The sequence below is a fragment of the Flammeovirga sp. AWQ4_249 genome (assembly GCF_056161045.1).
Genome location: NZ_JBSWYJ010000062.1, coordinates 1 through 20,108 on the forward strand (window position 1 = coordinate 1; position 20,108 = coordinate 20,108).

Sequence of the window (20,108 nt, forward strand, 5' to 3'; positions counted from 1 at the left end):
GATTTATTTTAATATTGAATGATTTTATACAATAATAATAGCTTAAACGTGCATTTTTTCAGAAAATGAAAACGTTTAGGACACTATTGATTGAACGTCTATTTTTTTTATCTCATTTTACTGATAATTAAATCACTTATCCAAAGATTCATACTTGGGAAAATGCCTTGTGAAATAGCAACAAACTTGGCTTTAAACCCAGGTATGATCGTAAACTTTTTTTGTGCTAATCCTTTTAACATTGTTCTACAAGCAGATTCCAATTTTAAATTTCCAGCGAATTGCTTGAGTACTTTTGCTACCTTAGGAGATTCTAGTCTTTCTCTTTCTACTAATGGAGTATCGATTTCGGGAGGACAAGCTAAAGATACATGAACACCTTCGGGTTTCCATTCGCTTCTGAGGACACCGGCAAATCCAACTGTAGCAAACTTTGAAGCGGCATAAGCAGAGTAGCCATAATTGGTTATAATTCCAGCTAATGATGCAATTAACATAAGCTGCCCTTTCGTCTTTTTTAAATAAGGAAATGCAGTTTCTGCCACATTTCGAGTACCAAAAACATTGACTTGAAATGTTTCTTCAAAATCCTCCTTTGAGAAGTTTGTAAAAGGAACACAACGCCCAATACCAGCTGAATGAATCACGATATCAGGAGTACCAATGACTTTTTCAGCTTTTTGAAAACCAACTTTTACGCTATCTATATCAGTTGTTTCTAAATAGAAAGCAGCTATTTTACCAGAAGCTTTTGCTTTGAAATCATCCTCAATTTCTTCTAAATTTTTCCGACCAAACACTACTACATTTGCACCATAACGGATCAATTGTCTTCCCATTTCCAAGCCAATGCCACTTGTACCACCTGTAATAAAAATATTTTTGTTGTTGAAGTAATTCATGTTTGAAGGAATAATAAATTGAAGTTTAGAATTGCGTAAAAATTTACTAAAATTATATTAGAAATAAGGAATTACAATATTATTTTTAATTCTTAAACTAAGAAATTAAACTATACATGAAACTATTACTATCACTATTTATCTTCATTACATTTTCAAATTGTTTATATGCTCAAGATCATAAGGAGGAAATAAACCTTCAGAACGTATATGTTGAAGAAACGATTCCAGTCAGGTTATCTTTAGATGATTTAATACTAAAATTAGGACAGCCTGATTCAATAAAAATAGAAAGTGGCTGGGATTGTGGGAACTATTTAGATATAGAGATGGAAGTAAAATTGTATTATTTCAAAAATACTTCTTTTATGGTTTCAGGTGAAAAAGCTTTATTGTATGAATATTATCCTTCAAAAAAGGGATACAGTTTACAGTCTGATTCCTTTATAATTGATGGAGAATTAACGACAAGTAGATTAAAATCCTTATACCCAAAATCTTATGATGAACTAGAAAAAGAACTACAAAAAGATCCATATTATGAGAAAAGAGTTAGAATCTACTTTAAGTCTATATTTGAAGGAACAGAACCTTCAGCTTATATTTTTTTAATTGAAGAAGATAAAGTGATTAAAATATATTATTGGGCGTTTATCCGTTAATGTTTTTTTTTATTAATAAATAACCACAACAAATATATTTCTATAAAAATAGTTTTTATTATTGACTTACAAATTATATATTTGAATACTGGTTTATGAGGTAATATTAGATTTTAATTGACTTACCTCACTTTTTTTTTTACTCTTCAATTTAAACTAATGAAAAGAATATTCATTTTATTGACATTATTAATGATGTCATTAATAACGTGTGCCCAAAGAATTAATTTTGATAACTTAGAGTTAGGTACTGAAACTGAAATTGATAAAATGAACCTAACGAAAATATCATTTGGAAATCTAAACGGAGTTAGACTTGTTGTACCTTACAAAGATACTTTGTCAGTAATAACTTTTATTCCTCATAACCTTTCAGGTCAACCTTTAGATGTATCTCTAAAAACTATTCAAAGCTTTAAAAAATTTATAGAGACGAAATATAATGTTTATCTAGAGTTTCAAAAATCTGAGAAATATTCTGATCCATTTTCAGGTGATTATGTTGCTTATAAAAGTGATAAAAAAGAAGATGGTACTTACTTATACAATCAAAAAATAACATTAAGAGTAAAACCTAATAAGAAAAAAAAATACCCTTATAATATTAGTCTTTCTTTCATAGAAGTACACCTTGCAGATAAAGTTTTAACTACAATGAAAGAATTTCTTAATTATGAAAATTCTTTAGATAATGTTTCTAAAACACTATCATTTCAAGGTATAAATTTAAGAGGAAATGCATATAATAATATCCATAATAAACAAGTTGTTTTTGAAAAAAATATAGGCCTTTTATCGACGAGAGTTGATGATGGAATGGTTACATTAATAGAATTTGTTCCCGGAAATGATATTTATGGTGAAATTTATTATTCAATGACTAAAGTTCAGAAATTCAAAAAAAGTATTGAATTTTTATATGAAGTAAATTTAGAGAAGGAAGACTTAGATATACCTGATATAAATGATCCTTATAGTGGATTTTATTCAGCAATTGTAGACTGTAAAGATGATAATGGAAATGTAATATCAAAACAGAAGATAAGCTTACAATTGATATATAAGAAAAGTTTTTTTGGACATCCTTTTAGATTACATTTGTATTTTTTAGATATGGAATATAGAAAAAGTATTGCTCATTCTGTATTAATGGATGTGTTCGATAAGAATAATTCCTTAAAAAAGATTGATGAATTGAATAAATCTTCATCTCTACGAATTGCTAATGTTGTTTTACGTGATGATTTAACTAAACTACCCAAAAGATTATCATTAGGTGACTTTTATGGAAATGTTAATGTAGAAGTTATTGATAATAAAATTTCTAAAATTATATATTCCCCTAATAATTTTGATTCAGAAAGTGGCTTATTTGAAACAAAAGAAATTGCTCAATTCAAAATGTTAATTGAAAAAAAATATAATTGTCAACTTTCTTTTTCTCCCTTTAGTAATTCTAATGATCCATTATCTGGTAAATATGTAGCCATACGAAATTGTAAACATCATAATAAAAAAGAAATAGATGTATACCAGAGTATTTCTTTAATTATTAATAAAAAAGAAAATGATTCAGCAGCTAAATATGAAATGAAACTAATTTTATCAGATCAAGATTTGAATAAAGTTGAAAATACAAAAAAGCTAAACTACAAGAAATAAAATTGCTGAAATGGATTTATAGAAAAAAGGACAAAACAAAATTTGATTGTTTTGTCCTTTTTATTCTTTATAAAATTTTAATGAGTCTAAAAACATACTAAAAACATTGAGGGTCTCTTCAAAATTATTTCTTCCAAAACCAATTCGAATATATTTTTCAGAATAACCAAACATTTCTGCTGGAACAGTCATAATACCTGCTTTTTCAACTAAATGATCACTAAATGCATTTGCAGAAGTGGGTATATCTAATCCTACAAATGCTGTGGAACCTGCCTTTGTTGGAATAAAGGAATTGATGATATCATGCTGATCTGCAAAGTTTTTAAAGAGCTGAATATTATGTTTAATTTTCTTCAAATTAAGATCCAAGAAAGCGGAAAGATGATTTAGTGCAATCATAGATAAAACTTCGCTAGGAGCATTACTACAAATACTAAGGTAATCTTTGTATGAAATTACTTTTTCAAGAAATGCTTTATCTTGACACGCTAGCCAACCGATTCTTAATCCTGCAAGCCCTAAAGTTTTGGAGGTTCCCCAAAGACTGATGCCTTTTTCGTATACATCACAAATAGGAGGAAGCTCTTCAAGATTTTCGTCTACAATCAACTTATGATACATTTCATCAGAGAAAATATAAAGATCATGTTGTCGAGCTATTGTAATAATTTGGTCCTGTTGCTCTTTGGTAATATAACTACCTGTAGGATTATGAGGGAAATTAATAATGATCAGTTTTGTATTCGGCTGGATTAATTGAGCCAATTCTGATGTATCAAACAACCAATTTGATGGATCAGGTTTCCAATAAGATAGAGCACAACCGATACTATTGACCACTTCCGATAAAGACTGATAACAAGGGGAAACAGTAATAACATGATCATCGGCATTCAATAATACATTCATCGTTGAGAAATTTAATTCTCCAGGCGAAGCCACAACTACATTTTCAACTGAATTCAATGTGTAATACTGAAGAATTGCTTCCCGTAATGCTGTACTTCCTTCACTTTCTGTATAGCCTAGTGCAATATTTTCCCAAAGTTTTATTTCTTCAGAAGTTGCTTGCTCTAAAACATATTGCATTGGAAAACCATCACAATCTGAACTAGAAAGTAGATATCTTGCTGTAAACTCATGTTTTGCAAAATAACGTTCTAACTTAAAATCTTGTATTTTCATTTTTTGAATTCACTTTTAATAGGCTATATATTGATAATCAAGTTATAGAAATTTCCATCAAGTTTTCCCACTTTAATATCTCTATTCATTTTCTTTCTATCCCAAGCTTCAATAGGATATATAGAGTCATTACTTTACTTTTAATTAACTTTAAAGTTTTCATGGTTTTACTTTAAGTTAATATCTCAACATCCTCACTTTCTTTCTTATCTAATCGGTGATTTTCAAAAAGTTCAATTGCGGTTTTCAAGAAACCAAACATGCCTAGACTGAAGACAATTAAGCCTACAGAAAGTTCTTTCAACATACTTTCAGAAGTATTAAAAAACCCGATTAATCCTACTGTAAGTAATCCCATGATCATAAAACACATTAAGAAGATCATTATTTTACCTTTCAATGGATTTTCCCAAATCTTTTTCGAAAATTCATTTTGCGTTTTTGAACTATCTTGTAAAGAAGAAAAACTCGTAGCTAAGCCCATGAATAATAGTACTGAATTGAGGCTTTCAAAATACAACTTAGGGTTTTCCTTTAATGGTTCTATGCCATAAAAGAATGGTTTTATAATAAAAAATACAGCCAATATCATCAATGGATATTGAACATAACTGATATAATGAAATGTTTTTTTGAAATTCATAATCAATACTTGAAGCTTGTTTTGAATGTTATAGTGAACTTATTTATCTAATGGAAGATACCTTTCTTTCAATACATTAATATGATGTATTTGATGTGCAGTAATTGTATAGCCAATAGCGTGTAAAGGCATTTCATATTCGAAAAATTCACAGGTTTTATTCAATATTTCTTCATTAAAAGATTGAAATAATAGGATAGAAGATTGACGAACGATACGAAGTTCAGCAATTAGTTGATCAATACTTAATTCATTTGCATTAGAGTTTGCTGCCATGATTTCTTGGTCATGTGCTTCAGGGATTGTTCCTTCCGAACGAGCAAACAGAATAGCTCTAAAACACCATATCCTTTCCCAGTCAATTAAATGTTGTATAATTTGATGAATAGTCCATTTTCCTTCTTCATAAGTTCTTAAACCTATTCTTTTGAGTTGTTCTAAATCCAAAGCTTCTAGGTCTTTTACACTCTTCTCCAAGGAATGCATTAACGAATGACCTTCATTGAGTTCATATACATAAGCTAAGAATTCGGGATTTTGTTTTGTCTCTGAATTGGACATATTCGATGAGTAGTTTAGTGCTTTAAAACAATAGATTGATTAATTGAAGAACAAATTAAGGATAATCTAATAGAATGCAAAAAAGGGATAGCTGAAGGAGTTTGTTCTTATTGTTTTCATGAAGACAAAAAATACAAAACTTAAAATTGTTATTGATTTTAAAGTAAATCAACAAAGTATGGGCGTTTGTGGTTTAATGTTAGGTAATAACAAAAAATACTATAAAACCTTATTAAAAATTGTAATATGAAAAAATATCTTTCAATATTTTTATTACTCATCATCTCTTTCAATGTATTTTCACAAAGTGATAAAGAACAAAAATTAGAAAAGCAAAGAGCTAGATTTCAAAAAAATAAATCAGAAGCAGTTGCTGAAATGTATAGAGCTTATCCAAATTCAAAATCAAAAATGGAAAGTTCTTATGGATACGCTGCCTTTTCAAATACAGGCGTAAATGTATTGGTACTTGCTTCTGGAAATGGAGGCGGAGTTGCTCATGATAATAAAACAGGAAAAGAACAGTATGTAAAAATGATTTCTGTTGGCGCAGGATTAGGTATTGGTTTAAAGAAATATTATGCTGTTTTCCTTTTTGCAGATAAAGAAGCTTATGATTATTTCATAGAATATGGATGGTCAGCAGATGCTCAAGCTGATGCAACAGCTGATACAGGAGAAGAAGGTGGATCTGGAGCAGTTGGAATGAATATCTCTCGAGGTGTAACTTTATATCAGATTGCAGATAAAGGAGTAGCTTTACAAGCTACTTTACAAGGTACAAAATACATTGTCTCTAAAGAATTAAACGGACAATAGGAAAAAATCCTCACAAGTAACATTGATGACTTGTGAGGATTTTTTTGTCTTATTTGTATTTCAATTCTTCCGCTTTGATTTCTCTTGTCCAAAGCGTTTTTCCATCTTTGTCAACGATATTAATCTGTAATACTCTATTCTTTTTGGGGCCACTGACTTTAAGTAATCCAAAGTTATGAACGCCTACAAAAGTTTCTTCAATTGCATTTTTATTAAATACTTCTTTCTTGTTGTAAACACCTGAAGTTAAAGAAGAACTCGTAAGGTCATAGAGAGGATAAACTTTGTCATTCTCTTGCATCACACTTAAACTAGTATGATGAACATCGCCTGTCAAGAAGATAACCCCTTCAATTTTTGCCTCTCTAATTTTTTGTAATAAATAGTGCCTTTCATCCGCAAAAGTTGCATAGCTTTCATGCCCAACTGCGGTGCTCAACACTTGACCTCCTATAGCAATAAACTTAAAAGTAGCTTGACTAAAAGACAAAGCATTAATCAACCAATCGATTTGTTCCTTCCCAAGCATCTGACGTTCCTCCGTATAATTACGATTTGACGTTCTATGAAAACGATTGTCTAAAAGGAAGAACTGAAGGTCTGCCCAATGAAATGTTCCTGCAATTCCACCATTTCCCACAACATTATAATTGGGATTTCCCCAAAATAATTTGAACATCTCAGTTGACGTATCTTTCAACCAAAAACTTCCATCAGCATCATTGGGACCAAAATCATGATCATCCCAAATGGCGTAATTATGTGTGGAAGCCAATAACGGTTGTAACTCCTTCAAAGAACGTGTATGCGTATAGCGGTGTAGAAAACCTGTTCTTGAGTTCCAATCCACTTCTCTTAAATAAGTATTGTCACCAAGCCACATCATAAAATCGGGTTTCTTTTGATGAATGGCTGTGAAAATTTCATGATTACTTCCATAAGGAGTCCCAGGTCTATCAACAGGTGGTTCATTGACATAATTACAACTACCTATTGCAAAATTTACTTCAGGGGGATCTGTTCTCCATTGCCATAAAACTTGTGATTGGAATTCCATGGGATAGTCTTTCTTGACTTGTTTACCATTCAAAAAAACTTCATAATTATACTTTTTCCCTTGTTGAATTTGATTGGCAATAAGTCGAGCTACAAAACCATCTTTGGCCTGAGTCACATAAGTATCAGTCTTATATCTTTCTTTTGGTTTTTCTTTATCGTAATATTCAAAATGTACCTTGACAGATTTAGTAGTTTGTACCCATAATAATACTTCTGACATCGTAGAATAACCTACCATAGGACCTGATTGCAATAGGTCTTGGGCAAAAAGAAAGTGCGTATTTGAAAAGAATAGTAAAATGAGTAATAGCTTCTTCATAGTGAATTAGTTTTTCGAATTTGGGTATTTTGTAATTTTTATAAAAAACTCAGTTATTAATTTAAACTATATTATCTTATGAATGAAAATTTATACAATTATTTTATCTATTACAATTTAAGTTACTCTTAAGAATACCTTATTTAATTAACTCATTATCTGTGGATAATATTTCGATTTTACCTTTTACCCAATCCGGTAAATTGAGATTCATTCCGGTTTCCTTTTCAATATCAATTAATTTATTTCTCAATTCCACAGACCTCAAACCAACCTTTTTTCGAAGAGCATTAGTTTTATCAATTGTTTTATTTTGAGGAGCATCCAAAAAGCCATATCCTGCTAATTGACGATCATAATGTACAGCAATATACCAATCATCTATCATTGCTAATTCATATGGAGAGATTTGTCCTTTATCTAAAGCAACAAACAATTTTGGTTTAATAAAATTGTAGAGTGTATCTTTTTGTGTGTATTCATCTGAAATAGAATTATGATGAGATAAAATCATTTCCATCCAATCATCATTGCCTATAAGCTGTTCTCCTGGATAACCATATTGATCATCTATTTGAATGAATTCTTGAAGCTGTAATTCACTATGAGGAGCAAATTTTTTAGTCGCATATCTCTCTTGTGCTTTATCACCGATTCTGACAAATACAGCTAATGCCTTCTTTTGATCTTTTTTAGACATCTGATGAACTTGAGCTCTTACCTTTTCATTAAGATTATTTAAATACGTTTCTCTAATGATTGGATAATCCTTTTTAATTTGAGACCATTTTTCAGTATGTTGAAAAGGGGATAAGAAATTGTTTTTTTGAATACTTTTTAATGTCCAACCTGCTTTGATTCCTTCTTTCAATAAAGTGAACGTTGTTGCTTCGTCATTTAAAAAATAAGCAATTTGTGTAGCATTTTTGTAGTCGCGTAAAAATACAAATTCATACTTCTGAAAAATGTTTTGATATGTTTCTAAAGCCTTCACATAGTTTTCATTACTGATGTATTTTTCAGCGTTAATAATCTCTTGATGATAAGTGAGATAACTTACTTCTTGCGCTGATGAAGAAATAGAAATAGCCAATAAGAAAGTAAGTAACATAAGTAGGAGAGACCTTTTCATAATATTTGAATTTAAATGAGTTGTTTCAATTACAAAGACAGTCACTCCATTTAAAAAGTTGAATCCTACCCATAAAAATTCTTTTGTAAAATACCTTATAATTTATTGATCAACACTTCTAATTATCAGATTACTGTTTACTTGTCTTTTAGAAAATAAGTATAATCTGGCCTTTCCTCATTCCTTGATAAACGAGGTCTTAAGATGCCAAAAGTTTTGTAGAGAGTAGGATAGGGTTGTCCTGAAAACTCCTCTAAAATGTCAAACCACCTTCTTGGTTGTTGTCGAATAAAAGCTTCCATTTTCTGAGTTAATTCTTCAATTTCAATTACTTTACAAGTTGTAGACTTTTCAAAAGGGGGAGTTATTGCTGCGATTGTTGTATTAAATTGATCGACTTCGTTATGGATTGTAGGAACACAATTGAAACCTATTTTCTTTTGCATAATAGCATATCCTTCCTCATCAGGTTTCATCCCTTTTGCTGGAAGAAAAAGATCATCTGGTAGATGACAATGCCAAGCCAATGACCACTGTGTTTTTTCGGTATCATTAAGGTCAACATCTTTATGAAAAACATAAGCATAGCAAGGACGTGCACTTTTGGGATCTGCAAGTAAAACTTTTAATGTCTTCTGAGCTATTTCCGCATCATTAGAATCTATCGAAACATAACAAACATTTGCCATTCCTGTATTGGTATATACAACATGATCAACAGGGATTTCATTTTGTTTTAATTTCATATATGTAAGTGCTTCAGCTGTGGGAAGTGCAACGGCTGTATCAGACATCCAAGGAGTTGCTCCGCCTAATGAAGCATACTGATAGATTGAATTTTCTCGCATTGTAATGCAATCAATAATCATTCTGCAGTCTTTAGGAAAACCCGCACTATACAAACCTGCGTACTCTCCAAATGGACCTTCATCCCATATCCATCCTTCAGAAGTAAGTATTCTACCTTCAATGACAATTTCAGCATTGGCAGGGATTGTCAAATGATTCGTTTCAGCACTGACAACTTTGGTACTTTCTCCATAAAGTCCACCTAATACTTCCCAATCGGTAGCATTTGGAAGGTTCAATGCAGTGCCAATTTTCTCTAAACAAGAACCACCTAACATAATACATACAGGCATATCTTCCCCTTTTTTATAGTATTTGTGGGCATTAATATTTCCAATATGTGTAGGAAATTGCATATGAACATTCACCTCATTTTTGTCTCGATACATAATTCTATAAACACCCCAATCAATCTCACCGGATTCAGGATCACTCGTAATCATACAGCCATCCGTCAAAAAGGCATGACCATCGTATAGATGATGAAGGAATAATGGGAATTTTGTGAGATCAATATCATCTCCTTTCAAAATGATGTCTTTGCAAGGTGCAGTGTCTACTTTGGTAGGAGGAATAGGATTTTCGAGTCTTTTGACGAGTTCTTTTAAAAGTTCATCTTCTTTACAGCCTAAAGCTAAAGCATACATTTTTCTGCTGCTGTAAGCATTGGTCAACATTGGAAAAGTACTATCCTTAATCTTTTCTATGAATAAAGCCTTATTGCGATGATCATCTATTATGGTTGGAATTTCATCTACTTCCACTTCTTCTTTAATACGATGAAGTAATTCATTTTTTTCTAATAGAGAAATATATTCGTTTAAGGCAACTTGTTTCATGGTAAATAAAGTGATATTACATATTTTTATTTACTAAATAATTTACGAATAAGGGATCTGATAACAAGTGTAAGTAATGTTATGTCCAATGTTTTCATAAAAACATACACTCCTTTAGATTATTTGTCGATAGTTATTTATTGAAATTAATTTGACAAAATTTCCACATTTAATCATAAATACCTTTTATGCTTATCCGTTTAAATAACAGTACGTATTTCTAATACGTTCTACTTGTCTAATTTAGTGCAAACAATAATTAGAGACTATGAACATATTAGATTTTACTGAAAAATTTCCTGATGAAGAATCATGTATCATTCATTTTAAAGAAACTCGTGAAAAAGAGGGTATTATCTGTAAAAAATGTAATTGTACAAAACACTATTGGCTAAAAGCATTAAACCAATGGCAATGTTCATCTTGCAATTTTAGAACAACTCTTCGCAGTGGATCTATCATGCATGGAAGTAAATTACCTATTCGTAAATGGTATTTGGCAAGTGCTTTTATGACAATGACCAAAAAAGGTCTATCTGCCTCAGAACTTCAACGTCAATTAAAACATTCTCGTTATGAAAGTATTTGGCGTATGATGCATAAAATTAGGGAGGCTATGGGAAAAAGAGATGGCTTATATATGTTAGAAGATATGGTAGAATTTGATGAAGGTTATTTCACAATAGGTGCTCCAGAAAACACTAATTTGAGAAGAGGTAGAGGTAGTCAAAAACAACAAAATGTGGCTGTTATGGCTGAATCTACATCTATTGAAGATATAGATTCTGAAAGTGTGAATCATCAATGTCGGTACTTTAAAATGAAGGTGTTAGAGGACCATTTAAAAGAATCAATTAATAATTGTATTAAAGAAAATATTCTAGACACATCAATTGTATTTTCTGATAAAAGCACATCATATGTGGATATTGGAAACATTGTAGAATACCATTTCACAGAAAGATCCACGAAAGAGTTTTCAAAAAACAATTTAGGTTGGGTTCATATAGCTATTAGTAATGCTAAAAGAACATTTTTAGGGTTATATCACCATATGAAAGGAAAATACTTACAGAATTACCTTGATGAATTTTGTTATAAACTGAATAGAAGATATTTCGGTGATAATCTATTCGATAGAGTTATTATTGCAATAGGTCATCAATACTGTTAATATTACGGATAAGCATAATACCTTTTCCTGTTGCTGCATAATAGATGCCACCATATAAATGTTGTAAGAACCAATGGTTTTCATACATTTTATCAACATGACCTAACGCAGTATAAAATGATCTGCCACCATCAAATTTATGATACCATGAAATAGGATGGAATTCTCCCATGCCATTTCCTTTTTTATTACCCCAATCAACAATTGGGTTATAAGATTTTTCATTAACGGTCACCAAATATTTTAAACCTTTTATTTTTGGTTTTGATAGTTCATACCATTCATCAGTAATCAACAATTTATCAGGTGATGATTCAAGTCCAGGAAAATTCTTATCAACAACATCTAATTGTGCTGTTTGAATCTTTGGATGTATAATAAACATATGGCCAACTAATTGTGTATACCAATTCCAATCATACTCTGTGTCAGAAGCACTATGAATACCAACAAAACCTTTTCCAGATTGAATGAATTTTTCAAAAGCTTTTTGTTCTTCATTGTTAAATATATCACCTGTAGTACCTAAAAATATGATGGCGTCAAATTTTCTTAATCTATCATAATTTATAGGATTCGCTTGCTGTTGCCTTTCAAGTTGGAAGTGATGAACTTCTGATAGTTTTTGAATTGCGTTTATACCTGCACCTATAGACTCATGATGCCAGCCATTCGTTTCTGTTATAAGAAGAATATTAAATTGTTGAGCATTAGTTTGGATGGAAAACAAAAAAAAGAAAATTGTAATAAAATATTTCATAAAAAGATTTACATAATTTTGTCTAGATAAATCGAATTTAAAACAATTACTCTGTTAATAACAACATACTTAAAAAGAAATTATTTACAATTTAAGAATGGTTTTAATAACCTATAGATTTTATAGTATACTAAATATTATTACCTAATAAGGATTCAAAATTGCTAAATCAAGAACCATGATGTAACAACAGAAGGATAGCTTTTAACTATTATTCTTTGGGTATATCCTTAAAATTGGATAGATTAACTCATGAAATAGAGTAACTTATTGAATAAGAGTGTAATGTAAATAATTTTATCCAAGAAAAGACCTTCTGAATAGTCGAAAAGTCCATCTTAATTTTCACCTACGAACTAGTATTCTATGACTTCAACGCCATTGTTCAACTAGGGATTATTTTGGCTTTGCAAACCAAACTAAGCCCTAATTATTAGCAACTGTATATATTTGATTAATGATTACCTAATTGTTGTTTCTGTTCTTACACTATCTAATAATGTGATATTGATTTTAGATGATAATATCTCATACTTGTAAGTTAATGAGTCTTTTTGTTCAGTGTAAGAATCATCAATATTATCATAATCATTAATTACTAATTTTTTCAAAGTTAAAATTGATTCTGATTCCCAACTTTCTGTTGAAGTAGTCTCCCAACCTCCATCTCCTCCGTAAATACCAAAATATGATATACTTGATACTTCGGAAGTTATCTTATCATAGTATACCAAATAGATAATTCTACAACAATATTCATTTTCTTCAATAATTCTGAAATAAAATGTTTCTTTATTCTCAAAATGGTCTAGCAATGAATACCTTTTTAGTGAAGTGTCTAACTTTCTATGTAAGTTTTCAATTTCTGTATATTTGATTAATTCTAGAATATTTGGTGGCATTTCTGTTAAACTCAACTTGAAAGGGAATACTTTTTCGTAATCTAAAAATGTCTTTCTTACAGGTGTTGTTTCTCTTATTTGGTTGATTAAGGTATCATTACTAGTATAAAGTAATTTAGATTCATATAAAGAACGAAAACCTATGAATGAAATGGAATTCAAAAAAAATAAAAGAGGTAATATGAGTAATTGCTGAAGTTTCATGTTTAATTAGTAAGACATTAGATATGATATAGTTGCTAACATCAAATAAACACCACTAGATGTCACATTATTTTTATATAAACACCATGATGTATATTCAATAGTAAAAAACACTTCCAACTCATCATAAAAAATTAGTTTGTTAAAGAATAGTTGGAAGACTATGTAAGATAGATATTATGAATTTGTAATGCAAAATTCAAAAGTTTTTTCAGATCAAATTAAGTGAGGGATATAAAAAATAATTCAAGAAAAGTTCATCCTAATTTTCTCCTACAAGTTTGCATTTCATGGCTACACCTCCATTGTTCAGTAGGAGATAATTTTTTGCTTTGCAAACCAAACTAAGACCTAATTATTGGCATTTCGTTTTAGTTGTTTAACATGCATGTTCTATTGGGATTAATATAATCTACTTGATATTTTTCAAATAAATCTTCTAATTCCTCCCAGCCATAACTTACTTTAAAGTCTCTTTCTTTTAGAGTAATTGGAATAAGCCAATAACAATGTACAATTTGTTCATTATAATTAAAAAGCTCATATTCGGGACCATCTAAATATGGTAAAGATATGTAACCATAATTACATTTTGATTCTTTAATCCAAGACCTACCAATATTTATAGTATGATGTAAATTGAGATAACTACTCTTTCTATGAAAAGATGCAGTCATAGTTAATAATTCAACTAATGAATCATCAGACTCCGAAGAATAAATAACCACTTCGATTAAGTTTTCTTTTTCCAAATCTAAAGACATACCTACTGTGAGATATGCCCACATATTATGTTTTTTATTTGGTGGAATTTCTAAAATATAAAAATCTGGATGTAAGTTATTTATTGACCCAAAATTCCAACTTTTTATGATTCCTTTTACATTAAAATACCTTTCGTAATGACTTTGTAAAGCTTCAGTATATGTTTGTGTAGATAGTTTCATGTGTGATTAATGAATGCCAACATCAAATAAACACCACTACATGTCACATTATTTTTTTATAAACACCATGATGTATATTCAATAGTAAAAAACACCTCCAACTCATCATAAAAAATTAGTTTGCTAAAGAATAGTTGGAAGACAATGTAAGATAGAGATTATGAATTTGTAATGCAAAATTCAAAAGTTTTTTTTCAGGTCAAATCTAGTGAAGGGATATTAAAAATAATTCAAGAGAAATCCATCCTAATTTTTCCTACAAGTCTACATTTCATGGCTTCAACGCTTTTGTTCAACTAGGGCTTAATTTTTGGCTTTGCAAACCAAACTAAGCCCTAATTATTGAACGTTACACCCTAGACTTTCCAAAATGAGCAAGTTTCAGCAAAAAAAGAAAGAAGATTTCTTCTAATAATTCAACTTTCGACAATAATTCGGAGTAAAGAAAAAACAGTATCCACAAAAAAGACCTTCCGAGTAATCGAAAAGTCCATCCTAAATTCCATACAAGTCCGCATTTCATGGCTACACCGCCATTGTTCAACTAGGGCTTAATTTTTGGGTTTGCAAACCAAACTAAGCCCTAATTATTAGCTTGCGTTTTTTATTTTTTATCAATTTTATAGGCCCAAATAATGTCTTTGTCCGCTGGTTGAGTATGGTAAACAGTCGGGTAAACATCTTCTGTTTTCAAGCTGTCCCACAAAAACCTGAATCTCGATTCATCAATTGGGTCAATTGTCCAATCAGTTCCTTTTCTGTAGCTATTTTTTAATTCGTTCGTTTCAACTAAAGCGGCTCGAGTTAAATATTCATTTTCTTTAACGAGCTTTCCGTCCTTATACAGCTTCAGAAAACCATCACAAGTTGTTCCACCGCAATTACCCAACGGTGTCACCCATATTCCATTTTTGTTTTGTTTTAGAACCGATTCATCATCAATCAATTCCAAAGTTTTGTCAACATAGTTCACATTGACAAACAACCAATCTCCTTCGTCAAATTTATTTCCCTGTAATATCTTGTCCGAGTCTGTACAGCTCGTTAACAAAAAAGTCAGTATTATTATTTGTATAATTTTAGTCATTTTCAAATGCAAGCTAACGTTCTGTGTATGGGGCGTTGCCGACCGAAGGAAGGCTATGACCTATACACCTTGTGTGTGCCCAAAATGGGCACGATCTATATTTGTCTAAATATAGTTCAATCTTCTAGAGGGTGCAAGTCCCTTATGCACGGAGTACGATCCCGAAGCATTAGCACGTGACAAGGTGGTTTCTCGTGAGGGATGCACTGAAGTAAGTCAAACGGCAAAAGTTGGTACTGACAGACAGGAACGACATATGAGGCATAGGCGGTAGGATGAGTAAGCACATCATTGCGAAGTCCGAACGTGGGTATCACGCTGTAATTCGAAACACAGTGCTGTCTATGTAGATGTCGCAGGGATCAACTGAAAGAAGGTGTCCTTACTTGGGGAGATCTCTTCGTTGCAGGTTCAACAAGAGAAGTCAGCAGAGGTCATAGTAGGCGATACAAGTACTGGCAAGTTCCGGAGAACTCACCTCGCTGAAGGACTGAAGGTTACAGTGTCCTTAATTGAAAATGGAGGTGTATTCTGTTGATTCAGCAGAAGAAGGATACATTAGCCTTTACAAAGCAGGACTAGGTTTTAAATTTTAGTAGAATGATCGAACAAGTAGTGTCTAAAATAAATATGAAACGGGCGTACCAACGTGTTTACAGTAACGGAGGAAGTGCAGGAATCGACAAAATGTCCATTGCTCAACTCTTCTTTCACTTACAGAAAACATGGGATAACACCAAAAGCAGTTTACTTTCGGGTCAATATCTACCTCAACCTATTAAAGGTGTGGAGATTCCCAAACCGAATGGTAAAACACGTCTTTTGGGGATTCCAACGGTACAAGACCGCCTTATTCAGCAGGCACTACATCAAGTTTTATCTCCCATTTTTGAAAGGGAGTTCTCAGATTTCAGCTTTGGTTTTCGCCCCAATAAAAGTGCTCACGATGCACTTCAAACATCGCTATCCTACATCAATGAGGGCTATCAACATATTATTGATATCGACTTTAAAAGCTTTTTCGATGAAGTAGATCACAGCATCTTACTGCAACTGATCTACCAAAGAGTCAAATGTCCTATCACCATGAAACTGATTCGTAAATTCCTAAGAGCACCAATCATGATTCAAGGCAAACTGGAGAAAAGACGAAAGGGAGTTCCGCAAGGAGGACCATTAAGTCCACTTCTTTCTAATATTTTGCTTCATGAACTGGATCTCTTTTTAATGGAACGAGGAATTCATTTTGTGCGATATGCCGATGATTTTAGCATTTATGTAAAGTCTGAAAAAGCAGCAAAACGTGTAGGAAATAATGTATATGTTTTTCTACGAGATGTCCTAAAACTACCGATCAATCGAGAGATAAGTGGAAAACGTCGTCCTCTAGATTTTGAGGTACTTGGTTATGCTTTTGTATCGAGCTATAAGAAAGGTTCAAAAGGACAATATCAATTGGTTGCCAAGCGTGATTCATGGAAAAAGTTGAAGACAAGCCTCAAAGAGGTTACTCGAAAAACAACTCCCATGAGTTTTGATGAACGCATCAAGAAACTTCTAGAAATTCAGAGAGGTTGGGTCAATTATTTTAGTCTTGGAAACATCAAGCGAAAACTTAAAAAGGTAGATGAATGGGTCAGAAATCGTCTTCGTTACTGCATCTGGCATCACTGGAAAAAGGTAGAACGGAAACGTAAAAACTTAATGCGTTTGGGGATATCTTATGATCAGGCATACGCTTGGAGCAGAACGAGAAAAGGAGGTTGGGCGGTTGCTCAAACGAGGAACGAGTTCATGATCACCGATGAAAAACAATAAAGTCGTGAATAAAGTCCGATTCTTATCACTACAATCACCTTAGAGAGACTTGAGAAAAGAGGGTATATTTCTATGTCCGACATCTACAAAAAGTTAACCGAAAAGTAATCAACCGCCGTATACGAGACCCGTACGTACGGTGGTGTGAGAGGGTCTCCGCTAGGTTATTTGCCTAGCGGCGCTCTACTCGATTAGCCACCGTTTTTTCTTTTTTAATATCCTTCGAATGGACTATCAAACTCAATCCAAGCTGTCCATTTTTCATTTTCATTTCCACAAATATCTATCAAGCTGAATCTCACTTTATATTTTCCATTCTCCTTGTAGTCAAATGCACCTGAACACATACCATGTCCTACACTCAAAGTGTCTGATTCGCCAAAACTTAAAAAGTAAGTTGTGGATTTACCACTCTCCAAGTCAACAAGCTCGGTTTTAATCAATACATCAGATTCGTCTTTTGTCTGAATTTTAAAGTCCGCATAAATTGCAGGTCCACAACCGTAATGAACCGTGCTTTTATTAACCAATTCAGGTTGATTTGATAGTATGGGTGCTTCAGTGTCTGTACCACCTTCGACTTCCCATATTATCGGTTCTTTTTCATTCGTTTCTGAATTCCATTTAGTCAATAGCGTTTTTTCATGTTTGTTTAAGTTGTCAATCTTCAAAGTGTAAGTTCGACCTGAGATTAATTTTTCGTCAGGGCTCAATATGGCTTGAGTAAGTTGAAACTGTCCTTTGTTAATACTTGTAACGTTCAATTTTACTTTATGTCCTTCGCTTTCAAGGTAAATGGGATAATCTTGATTTAAAGAGCTAATGATTTTCTGGCTTGTTGCATAACCTTCAATCATTATCCATGAGTTTTGCTTAATCACTCCATTTTGAGGGAATGTCCATATACCACCTGATGCACATTTCGCAAAGGTTTGTCCCGTTAATAGTATTCCGACTAGAAATGTGAGGATTATTTTCATCGTTCTTTTTTTAATGGTGGCTAACGTAAATACTAAACTACGACCAGCGGGAGTGTCACCCGATGGATGGAGATTAGCTGATGTGTGTGCCCAAAATGGGCACGATCTATATTTGTCTAAATATAGTTCAATTTTCTAGAGGGTGCAAGTCCCTTATGCGCGGAGTACGATCCCGAAGCATTAGCACGTGACAAGGTGGTTTCTCGTGAGGGATGCACTGAAGTAAGTCAAACGGCAAAAGTTGGTACTGATGGACAAAAACGACATAAGAGGCATAGGCGGTAGGATGAGTAAGCACATCATTGCGAAGTCCGAACGTGAGTATCACGCTGTAATTCGAAACACAGTGCTGTCTATGTAGATGTCGCAGGGATCAACTAAAAGAAGGTGTCCTTACTTGGGGAGATCTCTTCGTTGCAGGTTCAACAAGAGAAGTCAGCAGAGGTCATAGTAGGCGATACAAGTACCGGCAAGTTCCGGAGAACTCACCTCGCTGAAGGACCGAAGGTTACAGTGTCCTTAATTGAAAAATGGAAGTGTATTCTGTTGATTCAGCAGAAGAAGAATAGGCTAGCCTTTACAAAGCAGGACTAGGTTTTAATTAGCCGAACAGTAACCAACCGCCGTATACGCGGTCCGTACGTACGGTGGTGTGAGAGGGTCTCCGCTAGGTTATTTGCCTAGCGGCGCTCTACTCGATTGGGCACTGTTTAAAATTGTAATTAATTTAAAAGTGTTCATTGTTTATTATCCAATCTAAGAAGTCTAATCTTAAAAAGATAAATATAGTAGTTCTAGATTAATGCTCTTTTTTTTTTAATGATTAAAAAGCGTATAATTATAAAACTCGAATATTACCAAGAACAATTTTATATCCGTTATTAACTTGTCTAAGTTCTATTGAAACAGTTAAATCACTCATTTTACCATTTAATGGAACTTCAAAATCTAAACTAAATTTTCCATTTTCATGGTCTATAATATTTTCTGAAATGACCTTATCATTATAATCAATTACAGAACTTACTTTATATTCACCTAATGTATCTTCAGGGAAACCATAATTAGATATTACATTCTCTAATAGTTCAGGTGTCCAATCAAAATATTCATCATATTCTAATTCATCTAACAATTCTTTAAATTTCAGTTCTGCTAATGTATTTATAATATGAATTACAATCTTTTTTAAAGAATTGGCATTTACTTTTTTGATAAATAACATTATAAAAATTTAGGTAGATATTTGAATAATTGTGCCCAACGTAATGGCTAAACTACGACCAGCGGGAGTGTCACCCGATGGATGGAGATTAGCTGATGTGTGTGCCCAAAATGGGCACGATCTATATTTGTCTAAATATAGTTCAATCTTCTAGAGGGTGCAAGTCCCTTATGCGCGGAGTACGATCCCGAAGCATTAGCACGTGACAAGGTGGTTTCTCGTGAGGGATGCATTGAAGTAAGTCAAACGGCAAAAGTTGGTACTGATGGACAAAAACGACATAAGAGGCATAGATGGTAGGATGAGTAAGCACATCATTGCGAAGTCCGAACGTGGGTATCACGCTGTAATTCGAAACACAGTGCTGTCTATGTAG

General features: G+C 32.3%; 18 protein-coding genes. 5 read left to right on the plus strand and 13 right to left on the minus strand.

All coding sequences use genetic code 11. The features are described 5' to 3' along the window. Positions 1-107: 107 nt before the first annotated feature. Entirely contained in the window at positions 108-902 is a 795-nt protein-coding gene (locus ACXAHM_RS24450) for an SDR family NAD(P)-dependent oxidoreductase (protein WP_474966291.1), read from the minus strand. A 116-nt stretch (positions 903-1,018) separates the two neighbouring features. Between ACXAHM_RS24450 and ACXAHM_RS24455 the strand changes: the two genes are divergently transcribed. Together ACXAHM_RS24455 and ACXAHM_RS24460 are read left to right on the plus strand one after the other, a co-directional pair. Then, positions 1,019-1,564 carry a hypothetical protein gene (locus ACXAHM_RS24455; RefSeq protein WP_474966293.1) on the plus strand — a complete coding sequence of 182 codons (546 nt, stop codon included), beginning with the start codon at positions 1,019-1,021 and terminating at the stop codon, positions 1,562-1,564. Between the two features lie 159 nt (positions 1,565-1,723). After that, positions 1,724-3,226 carry a hypothetical protein gene (locus tag ACXAHM_RS24460; protein ID WP_474966295.1) on the plus strand — a complete coding sequence of 501 codons (1,503 nt, stop codon included), beginning with the start codon at positions 1,724-1,726 and terminating at the stop codon, positions 3,224-3,226. Positions 3,227-3,286: 60 nt separating this feature from the next. On the opposite strand, the gene ACXAHM_RS24465 is transcribed toward ACXAHM_RS24460, so the two are convergent. The 3 genes from ACXAHM_RS24465 to ACXAHM_RS24475 form a co-directional block, all read right to left on the minus strand. Continuing rightward, positions 3,287-4,414, minus strand: a complete 1,128-nt coding sequence (locus tag ACXAHM_RS24465; protein WP_474966297.1) for an aminotransferase class I/II-fold pyridoxal phosphate-dependent enzyme — start codon at positions 4,412-4,414, stop codon at positions 3,287-3,289. A 172-nt stretch (positions 4,415-4,586) separates the two neighbouring features. Further along, complete coding sequence (locus ACXAHM_RS24470; RefSeq protein WP_474966300.1) at positions 4,587-5,057, minus strand: hypothetical protein; 471 nt, start codon at positions 5,055-5,057, stop codon at positions 4,587-4,589. 39 nt (positions 5,058-5,096) lie between these two features. Next, on the minus strand, positions 5,097-5,618 hold the full coding sequence (locus ACXAHM_RS24475) for a DinB family protein (protein WP_474966304.1): 522 nt from the start codon (positions 5,616-5,618) through the stop codon (positions 5,097-5,099). A 246-nt stretch (positions 5,619-5,864) separates the two neighbouring features. Between ACXAHM_RS24475 and ACXAHM_RS24480 the strand changes: the two genes are divergently transcribed. Next, positions 5,865-6,437, plus strand: a complete 573-nt coding sequence (locus ACXAHM_RS24480; RefSeq protein ID WP_474966308.1) for a lipid-binding SYLF domain-containing protein — start codon at positions 5,865-5,867, stop codon at positions 6,435-6,437. Between the two features lie 49 nt (positions 6,438-6,486). On the opposite strand, the gene ACXAHM_RS24485 is transcribed toward ACXAHM_RS24480, so the two are convergent. The 3 genes from ACXAHM_RS24485 to ACXAHM_RS24495 all read right to left on the minus strand — a co-directional run bounded on the left by ACXAHM_RS24485 (position 6,487) and on the right by ACXAHM_RS24495 (position 10,635). Further along, a complete protein-coding gene (locus ACXAHM_RS24485; RefSeq protein ID WP_474966311.1) occupies positions 6,487-7,815 on the minus strand; it encodes an alkaline phosphatase D family protein in 1,329 nt (442 codons plus the stop codon). A gap of 139 nt (positions 7,816-7,954) precedes the next feature. After that, entirely contained in the window at positions 7,955-8,947 is a 993-nt protein-coding gene (locus tag ACXAHM_RS24490) for a hypothetical protein (protein ID WP_474966315.1), read from the minus strand. A gap of 137 nt (positions 8,948-9,084) precedes the next feature. After that, complete coding sequence (locus ACXAHM_RS24495; RefSeq protein WP_474966319.1) at positions 9,085-10,635, minus strand: UbiD family decarboxylase domain-containing protein; 1,551 nt, start codon at positions 10,633-10,635, stop codon at positions 9,085-9,087. Between the two features lie 268 nt (positions 10,636-10,903). On the opposite strand from ACXAHM_RS24495, the gene ACXAHM_RS24500 reads away from it, so the two are divergent. Next, the gene (locus ACXAHM_RS24500) at positions 10,904-11,809 is read left to right on the plus strand and encodes an IS1595 family transposase (protein WP_474966322.1); all 906 of its coding nucleotides are present in this window, start codon (positions 10,904-10,906) and stop codon (positions 11,807-11,809) included. Here ACXAHM_RS24500 and ACXAHM_RS24505 read toward each other — a convergent pair. The 4 genes from ACXAHM_RS24505 to ACXAHM_RS24520 all read right to left on the minus strand — a co-directional run bounded on the left by ACXAHM_RS24505 (position 11,781) and on the right by ACXAHM_RS24520 (position 15,673). Then, the gene (locus tag ACXAHM_RS24505; protein ID WP_474966326.1) at positions 11,781-12,569 is read right to left on the minus strand and encodes a ThuA domain-containing protein; all 789 of its coding nucleotides are present in this window, start codon (positions 12,567-12,569) and stop codon (positions 11,781-11,783) included. The genes ACXAHM_RS24500 and ACXAHM_RS24505 overlap by 29 nt on opposite strands. Positions 12,570-13,030: 461 nt before the next feature. Next, positions 13,031-13,675 (minus strand): hypothetical protein, encoded by a 645-nt coding sequence (locus ACXAHM_RS24510; RefSeq protein ID WP_474966329.1) that lies wholly within the window; start codon positions 13,673-13,675, stop codon positions 13,031-13,033. A gap of 371 nt (positions 13,676-14,046) precedes the next feature. Continuing rightward, positions 14,047-14,622 carry a suppressor of fused domain protein gene (locus ACXAHM_RS24515; protein WP_474966334.1) on the minus strand — a complete coding sequence of 192 codons (576 nt, stop codon included), beginning with the start codon at positions 14,620-14,622 and terminating at the stop codon, positions 14,047-14,049. Between the two features lie 604 nt (positions 14,623-15,226). Further along, a complete protein-coding gene (locus ACXAHM_RS24520) occupies positions 15,227-15,673 on the minus strand; it encodes a hypothetical protein (protein WP_474966337.1) in 447 nt (148 codons plus the stop codon). Between the two features lie 636 nt (positions 15,674-16,309). Here ACXAHM_RS24520 and ltrA point away from each other — a divergent pair. After that, positions 16,310-17,527: a group II intron reverse transcriptase/maturase gene (gene ltrA / locus ACXAHM_RS24525; RefSeq protein ID WP_474966341.1), complete on the plus strand. Its 1,218-nt coding sequence runs from the start codon at positions 16,310-16,312 to the stop codon at positions 17,525-17,527. A 212-nt stretch (positions 17,528-17,739) separates the two neighbouring features. Here ltrA and ACXAHM_RS24530 read toward each other — a convergent pair whose 3' ends face one another. Both ACXAHM_RS24530 and ACXAHM_RS24535 read right to left on the minus strand, forming a co-directional pair. Continuing rightward, complete coding sequence (locus ACXAHM_RS24530; protein WP_474966345.1) at positions 17,740-18,507, minus strand: hypothetical protein; 768 nt, start codon at positions 18,505-18,507, stop codon at positions 17,740-17,742. An 838-nt stretch (positions 18,508-19,345) separates the two neighbouring features. Further along, positions 19,346-19,732 carry a DUF7668 domain-containing protein gene (locus tag ACXAHM_RS24535; protein ID WP_474966349.1) on the minus strand — a complete coding sequence of 129 codons (387 nt, stop codon included), beginning with the start codon at positions 19,730-19,732 and terminating at the stop codon, positions 19,346-19,348. Between the last annotated feature and the right edge of the window lie 376 nt (positions 19,733-20,108).

Bases quoted from the DNA above. Each gene is read 5' to 3' on its own strand.
- ACXAHM_RS24450 (WP_474966291.1), bottom strand. From the start codon at position 902: ATGAATTACTTCAACAACAAAAATATTTTTATTACAGGTGGTACAAGT.
- ACXAHM_RS24455 (WP_474966293.1), top strand. From the start codon at position 1,019: ATGAAACTATTACTATCACTATTTATCTTCATTACATTTTCAAATTGT.
- ACXAHM_RS24460 (WP_474966295.1), top strand. From the start codon at position 1,724: ATGAAAAGAATATTCATTTTATTGACATTATTAATGATGTCATTAATA.
- ACXAHM_RS24465 (WP_474966297.1), bottom strand. From the start codon at position 4,414: ATGAAAATACAAGATTTTAAGTTAGAACGTTATTTTGCAAAACATGAG.
- ACXAHM_RS24470 (WP_474966300.1), bottom strand. From the start codon at position 5,057: ATGAATTTCAAAAAAACATTTCATTATATCAGTTATGTTCAATATCCA.
- ACXAHM_RS24475 (WP_474966304.1), bottom strand. From the start codon at position 5,618: ATGTCCAATTCAGAGACAAAACAAAATCCCGAATTCTTAGCTTATGTA.
- ACXAHM_RS24480 (WP_474966308.1), top strand. From the start codon at position 5,865: ATGAAAAAATATCTTTCAATATTTTTATTACTCATCATCTCTTTCAAT.
- ACXAHM_RS24485 (WP_474966311.1), bottom strand. From the start codon at position 7,815: ATGAAGAAGCTATTACTCATTTTACTATTCTTTTCAAATACGCACTTT.
- ACXAHM_RS24490 (WP_474966315.1), bottom strand. From the start codon at position 8,947: ATGAAAAGGTCTCTCCTACTTATGTTACTTACTTTCTTATTGGCTATT.
- ACXAHM_RS24495 (WP_474966319.1), bottom strand. From the start codon at position 10,635: ATGAAACAAGTTGCCTTAAACGAATATATTTCTCTATTAGAAAAAAAT.
- ACXAHM_RS24500 (WP_474966322.1), top strand. From the start codon at position 10,904: ATGAACATATTAGATTTTACTGAAAAATTTCCTGATGAAGAATCATGT.
- ACXAHM_RS24505 (WP_474966326.1), bottom strand. From the start codon at position 12,569: ATGAAATATTTTATTACAATTTTCTTTTTTTTGTTTTCCATCCAAACT.
- ACXAHM_RS24510 (WP_474966329.1), bottom strand. From the start codon at position 13,675: ATGAAACTTCAGCAATTACTCATATTACCTCTTTTATTTTTTTTGAAT.
- ACXAHM_RS24515 (WP_474966334.1), bottom strand. From the start codon at position 14,622: ATGAAACTATCTACACAAACATATACTGAAGCTTTACAAAGTCATTAC.
- ltrA (WP_474966341.1), top strand. From the start codon at position 16,310: ATGATCGAACAAGTAGTGTCTAAAATAAATATGAAACGGGCGTACCAA.
- ACXAHM_RS24530 (WP_474966345.1), bottom strand. From the start codon at position 18,507: ATGAAAATAATCCTCACATTTCTAGTCGGAATACTATTAACGGGACAA.
- ACXAHM_RS24535 (WP_474966349.1), bottom strand. From the start codon at position 19,732: ATGTTATTTATCAAAAAAGTAAATGCCAATTCTTTAAAAAAGATTGTA.